The following is a 14,196-nucleotide window of genomic DNA, read 5'->3' as shown; positions in this document are numbered from 1 at the left end:
AGCTGGATTGCATATCAAGCGGGATTGTATCGGACCGGAACCAATTCAAGCCTTTGCCGGATCAAGCTTCGAAGAAGGTGACATCGCCGCTGCCGCCGACCACCGCGAGCTCGTGATCGGAGAAAAAATGGACGCCAGACACGATCGTTGAATTACCGGAGCCGACATCGAGTTCTTGAATCACTTGAAGATCGCGCGTGTCGAGCAGAACCACGCTGCTCTCTTGCGTCGCGATCGCAAGGATCGGCAGCGTGGGCGCGTGGGCGCACGCGTGATAGTCCGGGACTTTCAAACTCTCGGTGAGTGCCCTGTGCACGCGCCGCTTTAATTTCGACGGCTCGAAGATGAACAGGCGGATAGCCTCGTCCTCCGCGAAGTTAAGCAACCGCGCACGAATGCCTGCGGCAGTTTTGAAACCCCGGTCTGGAAGGAGTTCCGCAATCACCTGCCCCGACCGGTCCAGCTTCAATGCGACGCCCCCTTGGCCTACAACAAAAACGCAGTCGCCGTCTGGGGCGACCGCCATCGCGTTGACATGATGCCTGACCGTAGCGATCTCGCTTATGGGTGTGTTCAGATTTTGCGGATCGATTTCGCAGATTCTGCCATCGCCGCCAGCGACCCAGACAAGACCACCAGGCATGTAAGTGCAGCAGTAGACGTCAAAGCCTACCTCATAGCGAGCGACCTCCTCGATATGGTGGATATCAACTCTGAGGCAACTGACAATACCGTTGCCGAAGTAGGTAATGCCATTCGCCGACGGGGAGGCAGTCAACCCGAACGAATGCTCCATTTGGAGGTCCAGTAGAGGTTTATTGCCAGCGCCCGCTACGTACAGCGCGCCGCTTGAGCCGGCGAGCAGAAGCAGCTTGTCGCAATATGCCGCCCCCATTAGGTGGTCCTTGCCGTGATATCGAACTTTCGCAAAGCCACCGATGCCAACGCTCCAGGACATTGCGTCGCCAACTCCAACGATGAGGGTACGGCGCGTAGTGTCGGCCGCTGCCCAGGCGCCGACACTGAAATGCTCGGGGTTGGGCACGCCATGTCGTTGGATCGCTGCGAAACGCGGCAGGTCGGTAAATGAAAGGGTTCGTGCGAGGCTGGAATAGGTCCAGGGCTGCTGATCATTTCGTTGAGCGACGACGTCCTGCGACACGCGCCGGAAGCACTCATCCACAGTGAGGCTGTGATCCAGCAGATGGCGGCAGAGAGCGTTTGAGAATGCGCTGCCCATCCCTTTGGCGCCGTCGCCAGCGTCCCTCGTGGCGCTCGTAGCATAGGCCAGCAGAAGGTTTGACCAACTGCGTTCGTCAGCGACCAGCTCCTCCAGATCGTTCGACGTGCGCCTGGCTTCGTCGGGATCGTGCGGCCAGTTCCGGCACGCATCGAGCACGATTATGCGGGACGCAGCGCCGCCCGTGGCCTCCACGAAGGTGTTCAAACTTGTGGCGGTGTAGCGCAGGCCAGCGGCGGTTGGCGGGAAACAGAAGTCGATCGGGAGGAAATAGCCCCGACCATGGCGTTCGACGGCATGCCCGGCCAAAAAGATCACCGCGAGTTCCGCTGTCTGCGCCAACTCCTTAAAGTTGGTGAGGGCGGCGTCTATAGCCGCCAGGCTAGGGTCAAAGACGGTCGTCACGGCAAAGCCGCGATCGCGCAGCGCGTCAGCGGCGTGACCTGCATCGCTTGTCGCGTTCTCCAACTCCTGACCCGGATAAGCGATTGCTCCGATCACAAGCGCGTGGCGTCCGTTCATGATTTTGCACCCAGCGCTCCAGCCCGCCGCAGATGAGCTGCCGTAGCCAACCCCGACTCGACGTTAGCCGACCTGCTCGACGGTGAGCGAGCCAGCTTGGAACGACCTGATCAACGACTTTGCCGAGACCAGCGGATCGAGCCAGCTCGCCCAGTCCTTCCGGTCTAGTATCACGATCTGCCGGTCATGATAGGGGGCGATGTCCGGACCGGGTTCCATCGTAAGCATCGTAAACGCTTCACCGACATCATTGGTCTCGCGCCAGATTCCGGCGATGCAGAAGATCGGCTCGTCGCGCTTGGTGAAGAGCCACTTGTCCTTGCGCTTCTTGCCCTTCTCCGTTGGATCGGTGAACTCGTAAAAGCCATCGGCGGGAATGAGGCAGCGCTTCGAGGCGAACTCGCGACCGTCCGAGCGAAAGTTGTAGACCGGCCGCTTGTTTTGTCCGGGCCAGCTCCACCGGCGCTGAACCAGATCACCCTCCCCGCTCGCCCCGGCGACCGGGCGAATGATCGGCCCTGGATCCGTTATCTTGATATCCTCGCGCGCCTCGATGTTCGGCGCGCCTTCGCTGAAGCGGATCTTGATCTTGAGATCGGCGAAGTCCTCGACGATCGAGGCGACATCCACCATCAGCCGATAATCGTTGCACATGTGTCACCTGTTTCCCGGCGTTGCGCGTCAATCATGTTCCTGTTATGTTCTTTTGACTATGAGCGCAAGAGTTTTCGATTCCGACGCACCGCTCGACGAACGCCGCGTCATCATAAGACGCTATGGCGGCGATGTTGAGATGCTGGAGCTGCCGTGGGGACTCCAACCCAGGGAAGCGGGCGGGCGACCTTTCACGATCGTGCGCGCAGAGGACCGATCGTTTCCGAGCCATCGCTGCCTGGTGCCGGCGTCCGAATTCCGGCACCGCAGCCAGGGGAAGAACTGCAGCTTTCGCCTCGCAAGCGGTGACTGGTTCTACTTCGCCGGCGTCTGGCGGCCAGCGACGCGGGATTGGCCGGAAGCCTACGCAATCCTCACGATCCAGGCCAACGATGATATTGCGCCCTACCATGACCGCCAGATGGCGGTGCTGCGCCGGGACGAGCGCACGGCTTGGCTCGACATGACGCATCCGGAACATGAAGTCCTTCGTCCCCTTCCCGGGAGAAGCTTTGCGATTTCGCGTCTCCGTCAGGGTCGTATGCAGGCTGAATTTGCGATCTGAAGATTGTAGCATCCTTCAGCACGAAGCTCAGACCTTGCCGAAATGACATTGCAAGCAAATGGCCCCTGAACACAGCGCCGACCCGCGCAAGATCATCCATGTCGACATGGATGCGTTCTACGCGTCGGTCGAACAGCGCGACGATCCGGAACTCCGCGGTAAGCCGCTTGCCGTTGGTGGAGCGGCTGCCCGCGGCGTCGTGGCGGCCGCGAGCTACGAGGCCCGCGCCTTCGGCGTTCGCTCCTCGATGCCTTCGGTCACGGCAAAGCGCAAATGCCCCGAGCTGATATTCGTGCCGCCCCGCTTCGAGGTCTACCGGGCAGTCTCAGCTCAGATCCGCGAGGTGTTTGCCGAACATACCGACCTCATTGAGCCGCTGTCGCTCGACGAGGCCTATCTCGACGTGACGCAGAACCGGCTCGACATTGCGTCTGCCACGACGATCGCCGAGATGATCAGGGCAAAGATCCTGCTGGTGACCGGTCTCACCGCGTCCGCCGGCATTTCGTACAACAAATTTCTCGCCAAGATGGCGTCGGACCAGAACAAGCCGAATGGCCAGTTCGTCATCACGCCGCGCCACGGGCCCGCGTTCGTGGAGACGTTGCCGGTCAAGAAATTTCACGGTGTCGGACCCGCGACCGCCGCGAAAATGGAAGCGCTCGGCATCGTGACCGGCGCCGACCTCAAGGAGAGGTCGCTTCCCTTCCTCCAGCAGCATTTCGGCAAGTCAGGGCTCTGGTACTATCAGATCGCGCGCGCCATCGACGAACGCGCGGTCGAGCCGGATCGGCCGCGCAAATCGATCGGCGCCGAGGACACGTTTGCAGCCGACATCGTCGATCTCGAAGCATCAATCGCTGAACTCAAGCCGCTGGTCGCCAAGGTCTGGGGATACTGTGAAGGCAAAGGCATCCGGGGCCGCACCGTCACGCTGAAGATCAAATTCGCCGACTTTCAGCAGATCACGCGCAGCCGCACGGTGGCAGTGCCGATCGAACTTCCTGACTTCGAACATCTCGCGACCGATCTCCTGAGGTCTGTATTCCCGGTGCAGAAGGGAATCCGGCTGTTGGGCGTCACGCTTTCGTCGCTCGGCGATCTGCTGCCGCCCGATCGGCGGCAGCTGCGGTTCGAATTGTAGGGTGTCTCTACGGCAGGGGGAAAGCCGGCTGCAGGCTCTCCGGATCAGCGCGCGTGTGGATCGATTTCGCGGACGATCTCGGAGGCTTCTCCTTCATACTCGTCGGCCGGCACGACGGTCAGCGTACCATCGCCGGCGCGGAAGATCACGATGCTGACCATCAGGCTGGTGGCGAGGCTGAAGGCGAATGCGTTGGCTTCTACGAGGGACATTTTCCGGCTCCTGTTCTGGAAGCGGGGGCGATCCCCGCGTGACAGGCGCCCGATGTGTCCGGCCGAGGGCCGCAATCACCGTGAAGGCAAGGCCGAAACGGCGGCACGCTTTGCGTAGTCCGACCCTTTATGGGTTGATGGCACCAGGCCCTTGGACCGGATCAAGGAATTGCGCCGACAAACGCGGGAACGGTCCCCTGTTCTCCATGCCAGGACGAGATGAGATGTGAACCTGATGGTTCGCCGCCTTGCCTTCAAACGACGCCACATCGGCAGGAGCGGTCGTCCGATCAATGCGTCGGGAGCAACAGAAATCACAGCGCATGACTTGCGGCGAGCGGGCTGGTGGCCCCTTTACGTGGCGCCGAACTTCATCACCGGAATGCCGAGCCTGCGGGCCTTGTCGGCGAGGTTGTCCTGAATGCCCGAGCCGGGGAAATGAATGACGCCAATCGGCAAGGTGTCGAGCATGGCGTCGTTGCGCTTGAAGGGCGCAGCCTTGGCGTGCCTCGTCCAGTCCGGTTTGAAGGCGATTTGTGGCACCTTGCGGCTATGAGCCCATTTGGCCGCGATCAACTCGGCACCTTTTGGTGATCCGCCGTGCAGCAGGACCATTTCCGGATGCTTGCCATGGACCTGGTCGAGCTTGGCCCAGATTAGGCGATGATCGTTGAAATCGAACCCGCCGGTGAAGACGACTTTCGGTCCGGGTGGCAACAGCAGCTGGTTGTCCGCATGCTTCCTCGCGGCAAGGAAGTCCCGGCTGTCGATCATTGCCGCGGTCAGGTGGCGATGGTTGACGACAGAACCCGAACGCGGACGCCAGATCGAGTGGGTGTGCCGCTCGTAGTGCTCGGCGGACTGGTCGCGCATCAATTCGAAGGCGTTGCGGCGTTCGAGCAGTGTCTGACCTTGGGCGATCTGCCGCTCGAGTTCGACCGACTTGACCTCGGATCCATCCTGTTCGCGTTGCAGCCGTTGCTGGCAAAGCTCGTTTTCATCGAGCTCGCGTTCGATCCGCTTGGTCGCGCGATGGAACAGATTGACCGTGCCCCACAGCAGCTCCTCGAGGTCGGGTTCAAGGCGTGTGTCGGCCATCGCCACCAGGAGAGCATCGAAGATGTCGGCGATACTGGCCGCTATGACCCGGCCTTCGGGCAGCGGGCGTGGATCGGGCTCGTCGTCGAAGGGACGGTAGCCGTAGAGCTGAAGCTCCTGAAGGACGTGGTCGGTGGGTGATGATGCGGGTTGCGGCTCGAAGTCGGTATCGTGCTCGGTGCTCATGGCGGCTTGCCTTCGTGGGATCGGCCGCGCCCATCGCGGCCTTCATGGCGACGAAGGCGACGGACGATCCGGACATGCACCCGCAGCGTCAGCGCAGGGCCGGAACGAACGTGAAGGATGGCGAAGCCCGGCTATTTTGTCTCGCGATGGAAAGGCCCGAAGAGGGGGCCCTGCGCATCGCGCGGGGTGGCAAGGGCCGCCGGAAAATAGCCGGGCGCAGCCATTGCCTGTCCGGATCGGCCGTCGTCCGATCGCCCTCTTGAAGGCCGTGGGTCGGCCCTCGCCCGAGCGAAGGTCCGCCTGCGCACCCCCGCCACGTGTCGCCGGCACGCCCTTTCCCCTTTCCGGTCAGGCCGCCAACTTCATGAAGCGTTCGACATCCTGTGGAGCGATCTGGACCCTCAGGATCGTACTCAGGGCATCGGCGCCGAACAGGCGGAGATCCTCGTTGAAGTCGCCGAGCTGCGGTGTCAGGACCATCGCCTCGATACCGGCCGCGCTGGTGCGTTCAATGAGGGCTGCCACAGCTGCGTCGCCGGCAGGATCATTGTCGCGGGCGATATAGAGCCGCCGCAATGTGTCGGGGAACAGGATTGCGGACAGATGCGCCGCCGACAGCGCCGCCAGTGCCGGCATGGCCGGCAGGACAGTGCGTTGCGAGAGCATGGTCTCGATGCCTTCGCCGGCGGCCATGACATCACGGCAGCAGCCGAAGCGGACAGCGTGACCGAGCAGTTCGCCCATGGCTCGTCTTGGCGTGTCGACCGGAGCGCGGCCGAGATGGGCCTCGCTGAATCCGCCCGGATCGAGCCAGGTGCGGTGGGCGCCGGTGAGCTTGCCTTTGAGGTCGGCGACCGTCGCGATCATTGCCGGCCATGTTTCGGTCGGGCCGCTCTCTGGACGGTAATAGCAGCGCGGATGAAACCGAAGGCTTCCGGTCTCATGCAAGGCTGTAATCGCGCGTCCGCGCAGATACGTCTCCACAAGCGTTCCTGATATCGGCTGCGACATGGAGACCAGCCGCCGCGCCGCTTCGGGGGAGCCGCGGGCAGCGGGAACGACTTGCTCCCACCGGTCCTTTGGTTCGTTCGTCATCAGGGGCATCGACAGAAAGCTGCGCGCCTCGTCGCAGACGTCCTTGAAATCGACAAGACCAAGCGACTCCCGAATGACGTCCAGAAGGTCGCCGTGCTCGCCGGTGGCGGCGTCCGTCCATTTCCCGGCGGCGCCCTTGCCGCAGTCTGGCCCTTTGAGACGAATAAACATCGAGCGACCCGGCGCATTGCGGGCGTCGCCAACCAGCCAGTAGTTGCCAACGCGGCGACCATTGGAAAGGTAGCGGCGGCACACCGCCTCTGCCCGCTGGGCGAGATGGCATGCCAGTGCGGATGCATCGCGAGGTGTCATCAGCTGGCCCCCCTGTCGTTGATGCGCTGCACCGGATAACGCTCGATGACCTTGGCCAGCACGGTGGCCCCGCTTGCGTCCGTCGGCACGAACATGCGCAGCTTCCAGGATATGATCTCGTGGAAAAGTCCGTAGGCCGTGAGCCGCTCGCGCATGGTATCGGTGAAGCCCGACAGCTCGATGCGATTGGCGCCCATGACGCGGACGCGGCGCAGATCAAGACCTTCGGCAAGGTCGAGCATCGTTCGTCCATCCACAAGAGCGTTGAAGGCATCTTGCGTCGTCAGCGTGCTGACGCCGGTTGCCAGCGCCCCGGCGGCCCATGCGGCTGAGACCCTGCGGCCGATGATGCGCTCCCCGTCGTCGGTCTGGAGCCGATAGACGCGGCTCGATTCGTTTGGAAGTCGCTTCCAGATCGGCAGCAGCAGCCCAGCGACAATGTGGATGGTCGAGTCCGAGAATGCCGGGACGCTCTCGACCTCGGCACTCCAGACAGCAGTGAAGGTCTCACGATCAGCCCGCTGCCAATGACTGTCCTCCATCATTCGGAGCGAGGCATGGTGTTGCTCCATCGGTCGGATCAGCCGGACCCGCCGCTCGATTTCGCCATCGTCGAGCATAAACGATGGCGCGGGAACCTGGACGGCCGCACGTCCTGAGCGTTCGTTGACCAGCAGGATGGCGCGCTGATCGTCGAGCTCGGCGACAGCTTCCTCGACGGGCACGGGTCGGTTGCGCCGGCGCTGATCGATGGTGAGAAGCTGTGTCTCGGCGCCGGTACCAGGATGGGTGTAGATCGACCGCCGATCGGTGACGACGAAACTCTCCGCTCGCAACGTTTCGAGCCCAACGTCGTAGACCCCAGCTGCGATGGCCCCTTGCACCTTGGCTGTGAGCAACTGCTCGAAAGCCGCGAACAGGATGTTCTGCAGTTCGATGGTGAGCGCCAGCAGGCGATTGAGGAAAGTGGTGATCGGCGGCAGCTCATCCTTGATGCCGTTCTCATCCGTCAGCGTCAGCCCCGTGGTCTGCTCGAACAGCTCGAGTGAGCAGCCCTCCACCTTGCCGCGGACGATCAGCAGATAGAGTTGCCGCAGCGCATCGCGAGCATAATGCGATTCCAGATTGTCCTCTGGCCGAAACAGACCCTGCCCGCCGGTCTGGCGCTGGCCACGCGTGATCGCGCCCAGCGTGTCGAGGCGTCGGGCAATCGTCGAGAGGAAGCGTTTCTCGGCTTTCACATTGGTGGCGATCGGTCGAAACAGCGGTGGCTGCGCCTGATTTGTCCGATGCGTGCGGCCAAGTCCCTGGATGGCTGCGTCGGCCTTCCAGCCAGGTTCGAGGAGATAGTGGACGCGCAGGCGCGTGTTACGCGCGGAAAGCTCCGCATGGTAGCTGCGGCCTGTCCCACCGGCATCGCTGAACACCAGGATACGCTTGACGTCATCCATGAAGGCCTGCGTCTCGGCGAGATTGGCCGAGGCCGCGCGGCCCTCGACCATCAGGCGTTCGCCCTTCCTGACGATGCGTCGCGACCGGCCCGTCACCTCCGCTACCATGTCGGTGCCGAAGCGCTGGACGATCTGGTCGAGCGCGCCAGGGACCGGTGGCAGGCTCGCCAGCCTCTCGATCAGGGCCGTGCGGCGCGCGACCGCCTCACGACTTTCAACGGGTTGACCGTCGCGAAACACCGGCCTCGACGACAGGTTGCCTTCCGAATCCGTGAAGGGCTCGTAGAGCTGCACTGGGAAGGAATGCTCGAGGTAATCGAGCACATATTCGCGCGGCGTGATGTCGACGCGGACGTCGTTCCATTCCTGCGTTGGCACCTCCGCCAGCCGGCGTTCCATCAGTGCCTCGCCGGTGGAGACGATCTGAACCACGGCCGAATGCCCGGACTGGAGATCCTGCTCGATCGAGCGGATCAGTGTCGGCGTCTTCATCGACGTCAGCAGGTGACCGAAAAAGCGCTGCTTGGCGCTTTCGAAAGCCGAGCGCGCGGCGGACTTGGCCTGGCGGTTCAGGGTGCCGCTGTCGCCGGTGATGTTGGCGGCCTGCATGGCCGCGTCGAGATTGTTGTGAATGACGGCAAAGGCGCCGGCATAGGCATCGTAGATCCGCCGCTGCTCGAGCGTCAGTTCGTGCTCGACCAGTTCATATTCGACGCCGTCGAAGGAGAGCGAGCGTGCCGTGTAGAGGCCAAGCGCTCGAAGGTCCCGGGCGAGCACCTCCATTGCCGCCACGCCACCCGCCTCGATCGCCTCGACGAACTCCGCGCGGGTCGAGAACGGGAAGTCCTCGCCGCCCCACAGGCCAAGCCTCTGGGCGTAGGCGAGATTGGCGACCGTGGTCGCGCCGGTGGCGGAGACATAGACGACACGGGCGCTAGGCAGCGCTTGTTGCAAACGCAAACCGGCGCGGCCTTGCTGTGAGGGCGCGACATCGCCACGCTCTCCCTTGCCGCCGCCGGCATTCTGCATGGCGTGCGCCTCGTCGAATATAAGCACTCCGTCGAAATCCGGACCCAACCATTCGACGATCTGCCTGACGCGCGAAACCTTCTCGCCACGGTCGTCGGAGCGTAGCGTGGCATAGGTTGTAAACAGGATGCCTTCTGGAAGCGTGATGGTGCGCCCTTGCGGGAAGCGCGACACCGGCGTGACCAGCAGACGCTCCATGCCGAGCGCGGCCCAGTCGCGCTGCGCGTCCTCAAGCAGCTTGTCTGACTTGGAGATCCACACGGCCTTGCGTCGACCTTGCAGCCAGTTGTCGAGCACGATGCTCGCCGACTGCCGGCCCTTGCCGACGCCGGTCCCGTCGCCGATGAAGAAGCCACGCCGGAAGCGCACGGCCCCTGGCGCGTCCTCGGGTACCGCTTTGACAACATCAAGCGTGTGGTCGACCAACCACGATCCGGCGAGAAACCCGCAATGGGCCTCGCCGGCCATGATCACCGTTTCGAGCTGGGCGTCGGAGAGCGATGTCAGGATGTCGCCGGGCAGGGTCGGCCGATAGCTGGGCTTCGGTGGCGCGACAGACGCCATTGCCGCGGACTGCACCAGCGTTGTCGGGTGCGCCTGGGAGCCCGGAATACGGATCGTCTGCAATCCGTATTCCTCGTAAATCGCGTCGGTCAGCCGTGCTCCGTCGTCGGGCGTCCAATCGACCGTCTCGTACGACAGTTCAACGCCGGCCGGCTCGGATAGCTGCCGCTGAGCCGGGCTTGCGACAGTGCGGGCGAGATAACCGCGGACCGTCCTGGGCGCGGTGATGGCCGGAACGACCCTGGCAGCTTCGGCGATCGGCGGCCGTGCCGGAACGTGCTTCTCGATCCAGTCGAGCAATGTGGCGACATCCGGCGCAAAGCCAGGCGAGGCCGGAATGAACGACGGATCGCCAGCCAATGTCTTGTCGATGACCGTCAGTCGGGTGTCGATCGCCGTGCCATGCCTGGCGTAGACGGCGCCACTGATCGTGGCGGTGAAGACGACGCGGCCATGCTCCTGCAGGCGCTCGAATGCATTGCGCCACGCCGGCATCTCCGGCCCGAAGCCCGCGCCGGTGATGGTGACCAGCCGGCCACCGTCGGCGAGCCGGGCGAGTGCCGAGGCGACATGGCGATAGGTCGCGTCTGCGACGCGCCCCCGCACATTGGCGAGGACCGAGAAGGGTGGGTTCATCAGCACAATGGTGGGCAAGCGCGCCGGATCAAGATGGTCGTGGATCTGCGCCGCGTCGAAGCGTGTGACCGTGACGCCCGGGAAGAGATTGGACAGAAGGCCGGCACGCGTCTCCGCGAGCTCGTTTAGCACAAGCGAGCCGCCGGCAATCTCAGCAAGGATCGCAAGCAGACCGCTGCCGGCAGAAGGTTCAAGCACCCGGTCAGCCGGTGTTATGGCCGCAGCCGTGACGGCCGCGAGGCTGAGCGGGATGGGCGTCGAGAATTGCTGCAGCGCCTGGCTCTCCTCGGAGCGGCGGGTATGCGTGGGCAGAAGGTCCGCAATCCGGTTGAGAAGCGGCAAGGCGGATGTCGCGGAACCGGCCTTGCGCAGAAGCGACTTGCCGTATTTGCGGAGGAACAGAACTGTCGCGGCTTCGCAGGCGTCATAGGCTGTCTTCCAGTCCCAGGCGCCGCTTGTGTCCGACGCCCCGAATGAGGCTTCCATCGCCGCTCGCAGGACAACGGCATCTACGCGCCGGCCGCATTCGATGTGGGGGAGAAGAACCAGGGCTGCCGCGTAGACGGCTGCGGCTGGATCGAGAGGCGTGGCGGAAGCGGCCGAACCCCCGATTACTGCGGGTGACAAGAAGTTCATTGGAGATCCTCTGGAGAGCGAGACCGGGAAAAGCCCATCGGCGCTCTCTCTGACCGCACGGGCTCAACCCATTCCGGCCGGACACTCACTCTCACGACAGAACGCAAAAACGCCCGGCCCTCTTGCGAAAGCCGGGCGATGGGCGCGAAGGAGACGGCCTATTCGGCGGCGTCTAGCTGTTTTTCGTCCTGGTCGACCAAGGCGACATCGTCGTCACCTGCCAGGAATTCAGGCAGAGCTTCATCTTCGTCGCCAGCGTCGGCGTCGACGTCGACTGTTTCCACATCAACGTCGACTAGCCGCAGAGGCTCAGGCAGCCAGCCACTGTCGGCGAGCAGGCGTTCGGCTTCCTTGGCCATGTCGCCCTTCTTGAGGTGGTCGATGAGCTGGGCGGCGCGCTCGCCGGCGCCCTCGCGAACGGCTTCCAGGATACGCGCCTTGGTGACACGGCCGAGATAGTTGCCGACAGTGGGTCGCCACCCGGCATCAATCATGTCGAGTCCGACTGCCCGGGCGAGATTATCGGCGTCGGCAAGGCGCTGTTGCACACCATGCGTGGAGATAGCGCCGTTGCCGTAGCGATCGGCCCTTTCGTAGAGGGCGTTGACACCCAAGGATGCGCAATGGGCGAACAGCTCAGCCTGCTCGGTGCCCGTCAGTGCAGAGAGCGCGTTCCATAGGTCGGCGACGTCAGTTGGAAGACGCTTTTCCCAGGCCTCATGGCGGGCCTGGATCGAGCGCGCATAAATCGTATCCCGAAGCCCTTCGGACTGGACCGGAAAGACCGTGCCGCGGACAAGGACTTCCATCGCCACGCCTTGCGCGCTGTAGCGAGAGAAAGCGTCGCGGACGAACTTGTTGAGCACGGCCAGGAAGGCGGTCGAGGGATCGTTGGCGAGCTTGTCGCGCAGAGCCAGCGTGCGATCCGCGGTCAGTTCCATGACCAGGCGATCGGGCAATGGCTTGATGCCATCTTCGTCATCATCCTCCGTGTCGGCCGGCTGGCCACCTATGGTGATGACGGCCCGCTGACCCGGGCCTGTGGCCGAGACGCCGGATCCGTCGACGCCGGGATCGTTGTTGCCGTCGGACGGAACGAGCGCCTCATCCTCGGGCTTCACGTAACCGCGTTCGACGAGAAGCGCTCCGTCCGTGTCGACGCTGACGAAGACACCCGCACACGCGATCTCGACCGGATTGAAGCGGACGGGACGCGCCTCGATCGACTTGATCGCGGTTTCGATCTCGCCAAACCGCTGGTCGACCTCGTCAGGCAACTCGTCGGCCTCCTCATACTGCGCCTGCAGCTTCTCGAATTCGTCACGCAGCGCATCGAGCGTTGCCTGCTCGTCGCTGGTCAGGTCGATCGGCGTGCCCTCGAGCTCGCGCAAACCGTTTGTCGCGCCATAGGGAAAGCTGACCGCGACTTCGATCCACTTCCAACCCTCGTTGGCGATTTCGTCAGCCATCATCTGCAGCTTCTCAATGACGAGCCGTTCAAGCAGCGGAATGTCCTGTAGCCAACCGCCATCATCCGACTGGAACAGATCACGCAGCACTTCGCCGCCTGCCGCCTCATAGCTCTCGAGGCCGACGAACACGGCCCGCTTGTCGGAGGCGCGGACGGTATTCTCGGTCAGCATGCGGCGGATCTGGTATGGCTCTTTCGACCAGCTGTTCTTGATCGCCTCCCAGACCTGCTCCTGTCGGGTGTGGTCGGCGCTCACGGAAAATGCCTCCAGTTGGACGATCGTCATGCCGTCCTCGGCGTAAACATCGAGAAGCGCCGGCGATACGGTTGTGAGCTTCAGACGCTGCTTGACGATGTTGACCGAGATGAAGAAGGCGGCGGCAATCTCTTCCTCGGCCATGCCCTGGTCGCAGAGAACTTTGAAGGCGCGATACTGATCCAAAGGATGAAGTGGCGCACGTTCGATGTTTTCCGCCAGCGACACCTCCTCAGCGAGAACCGTGCTGGACGAACTCCCGACGACACAGGGGACAGGCGCCACCTTGGCAAGCCGCTTCTGTTTGACGAGCATTTCGAGGGCGCGGTAGCGACGGCCGCCGGCCGGCACCTCGAACATCCCGGTCTCCTGGCCGTCTGCACCGACCAAGGGGCGAACGTGTATGCCCTGGATCAGCCCGCGGCGGGCGATCGATTCAGCCAGGTCCTCGATCGAGACGCCAGCCTTTATGCGCCGCACGTTGGTCTGGGCAAGCACCAGCTTATTGAAAGGAATATCGCGCGAGGACGACAGCGTGATCTTTTGAACAGCAATGGTCATTGAGGTTCTCCGCGACGGGCCGCCGAGAGCCTCTCTCTCGGTCCTCAACCCGTCATGAAACCTCCTCCAACCCTCTTCCTCTCCCTCCCGCACGATCCGGCACGCCGTTGATTGACAGCCGCGCCCTCACGATGCGCACGCCCGGAAAGAGGCCGGGAACGCGGTCTATGCCGAACGGCAGGGCCGCCGCTCGCAATTCCGATGCTCGAGACAGCCGAACCGCGGTGGAGGGGAAGGCGCAAGGGCTGCTCCGGTCATAGAAGGTTATGCTGCCCGTCTATCATTGCCTTCCTCCAACTCGATGGATGCTTCGACCTCCTCCGGCAGGTGACCGAGGAGCCACTCAGCCGCCTTGCTAGCCTGGCTGGCGGCACGCACAATAGCGCGATTGTCATCGCGCAGAACCTCGAGCCATGAGCCGATATAGTCGGCATGCCGTACCGTGGGCACGATCCCCAAGGCTGCGCAGCAGAAGGCAGCGTTGATCTCTGCCACGAGTTCCTCGAACGCATATTTTCTGGAGCCCGAAGGGCCGGAGCAGTCACGGGCCAAGCGTGAACTGTG

Annotated in this window: 11 protein-coding genes; 3 read left to right on the top strand and 8 right to left on the bottom strand. The window is 63.2% G+C overall.

Going from position 1 to position 14,196, the window contains the following annotated elements; all coding sequences use genetic code 11:
* Positions 1-61: 61 nt before the first annotated feature.
* Positions 62-1,762 (bottom strand): caspase family protein, encoded by a 1,701-nt coding sequence (locus EN808_RS28390; RefSeq protein ID WP_135906803.1) that lies wholly within the window; start codon positions 1,760-1,762, stop codon positions 62-64.
* Positions 1,763-1,825: 63 nt separating this feature from the next.
* Positions 1,826-2,416: an SOS response-associated peptidase gene (locus EN808_RS28385; RefSeq protein WP_135917356.1), complete on the bottom strand. Its 591-nt coding sequence runs from the start codon at positions 2,414-2,416 to the stop codon at positions 1,826-1,828.
* Positions 2,417-2,474: 58 nt separating this feature from the next.
* Between EN808_RS28385 and EN808_RS28380 the strand changes: the two genes are divergently transcribed.
* The gene (locus EN808_RS28380) at positions 2,475-2,981 is read left to right on the top strand and encodes an SOS response-associated peptidase (RefSeq protein ID WP_135917355.1); all 507 of its coding nucleotides are present in this window, start codon (positions 2,475-2,477) and stop codon (positions 2,979-2,981) included.
* Between the two features lie 58 nt (positions 2,982-3,039).
* On the top strand, positions 3,040-4,125 hold the full coding sequence (gene dinB, locus EN808_RS28375) for a DNA polymerase IV (RefSeq protein ID WP_135917354.1): 1,086 nt from the start codon (positions 3,040-3,042) through the stop codon (positions 4,123-4,125).
* Between the two features lie 44 nt (positions 4,126-4,169).
* On the opposite strand, the gene EN808_RS36465 is transcribed toward dinB, so the two are convergent.
* Together EN808_RS36465 and EN808_RS28370 are read right to left on the bottom strand one after the other, a co-directional pair.
* On the bottom strand, positions 4,170-4,337 hold the full coding sequence (locus tag EN808_RS36465) for a hypothetical protein (RefSeq protein ID WP_189522243.1): 168 nt from the start codon (positions 4,335-4,337) through the stop codon (positions 4,170-4,172).
* A gap of 354 nt (positions 4,338-4,691) precedes the next feature.
* Positions 4,692-5,621, bottom strand: coding sequence for a DUF2493 domain-containing protein (locus tag EN808_RS28370; protein ID WP_135917353.1), 930 nt, complete (start codon positions 5,619-5,621; stop codon positions 4,692-4,694).
* Positions 5,622-5,665: 44 nt separating this feature from the next.
* On the opposite strand from EN808_RS28370, the gene EN808_RS28365 reads away from it, so the two are divergent.
* Positions 5,666-5,884: a hypothetical protein gene (locus tag EN808_RS28365; protein ID WP_135917352.1), complete on the top strand. Its 219-nt coding sequence runs from the start codon at positions 5,666-5,668 to the stop codon at positions 5,882-5,884.
* A gap of 85 nt (positions 5,885-5,969) precedes the next feature.
* Here the strand turns inward: EN808_RS28365 and EN808_RS28360 are convergent, their stop codons facing one another.
* From EN808_RS28360 to EN808_RS28345, 4 genes are all read right to left on the bottom strand, one after another.
* A complete protein-coding gene (locus EN808_RS28360; RefSeq protein WP_135917351.1) occupies positions 5,970-7,028 on the bottom strand; it encodes a toprim domain-containing protein in 1,059 nt (352 codons plus the stop codon).
* On the bottom strand, positions 7,028-11,344 hold the full coding sequence (locus EN808_RS28355; protein WP_135917350.1) for a strawberry notch family protein: 4,317 nt from the start codon (positions 11,342-11,344) through the stop codon (positions 7,028-7,030). The genes EN808_RS28360 and EN808_RS28355 overlap by 1 nt, the downstream gene beginning before the upstream one ends.
* 158 nt (positions 11,345-11,502) lie before the next feature.
* Entirely contained in the window at positions 11,503-13,632 is a 2,130-nt protein-coding gene (locus EN808_RS28350; protein ID WP_135917349.1) for a ParB/RepB/Spo0J family partition protein, read from the bottom strand.
* 264 nt (positions 13,633-13,896) lie between these two features.
* A partial coding sequence (locus EN808_RS28345) for a zincin-like metallopeptidase domain-containing protein (protein WP_245521036.1) occupies positions 13,897-14,196 on the bottom strand: 300 nt, incomplete at its 5' end.

The organism is Mesorhizobium sp. M8A.F.Ca.ET.165.01.1.1, assembly GCF_004792065.1.
Classification (GTDB): Bacteria; Pseudomonadota; Alphaproteobacteria; order Rhizobiales; family Rhizobiaceae; genus Mesorhizobium.
This window is presented reverse-complemented; position numbering and strand designations above follow the sequence as displayed.

Bases quoted from the DNA above. Each gene is read 5' to 3' on its own strand.
- EN808_RS28390 (WP_135906803.1), bottom strand. From the start codon at position 1,762: ATGAACGGACGCCACGCGCTTGTGATCGGAGCAATCGCTTATCCGGGT.
- EN808_RS28385 (WP_135917356.1), bottom strand. From the start codon at position 2,416: ATGTGCAACGATTATCGGCTGATGGTGGATGTCGCCTCGATCGTCGAG.
- EN808_RS28380 (WP_135917355.1), top strand. From the start codon at position 2,475: ATGAGCGCAAGAGTTTTCGATTCCGACGCACCGCTCGACGAACGCCGC.
- dinB (WP_135917354.1), top strand. From the start codon at position 3,040: ATGGCCCCTGAACACAGCGCCGACCCGCGCAAGATCATCCATGTCGAC.
- EN808_RS36465 (WP_189522243.1), bottom strand. From the start codon at position 4,337: ATGTCCCTCGTAGAAGCCAACGCATTCGCCTTCAGCCTCGCCACCAGC.
- EN808_RS28370 (WP_135917353.1), bottom strand. From the start codon at position 5,621: ATGAGCACCGAGCACGATACCGACTTCGAGCCGCAACCCGCATCATCA.
- EN808_RS28365 (WP_135917352.1), top strand. From the start codon at position 5,666: ATGGCGACGAAGGCGACGGACGATCCGGACATGCACCCGCAGCGTCAG.
- EN808_RS28360 (WP_135917351.1), bottom strand. From the start codon at position 7,028: ATGACACCTCGCGATGCATCCGCACTGGCATGCCATCTCGCCCAGCGG.
- EN808_RS28355 (WP_135917350.1), bottom strand. From the start codon at position 11,344: ATGAACTTCTTGTCACCCGCAGTAATCGGGGGTTCGGCCGCTTCCGCC.
- EN808_RS28350 (WP_135917349.1), bottom strand. From the start codon at position 13,632: ATGACCATTGCTGTTCAAAAGATCACGCTGTCGTCCTCGCGCGATATT.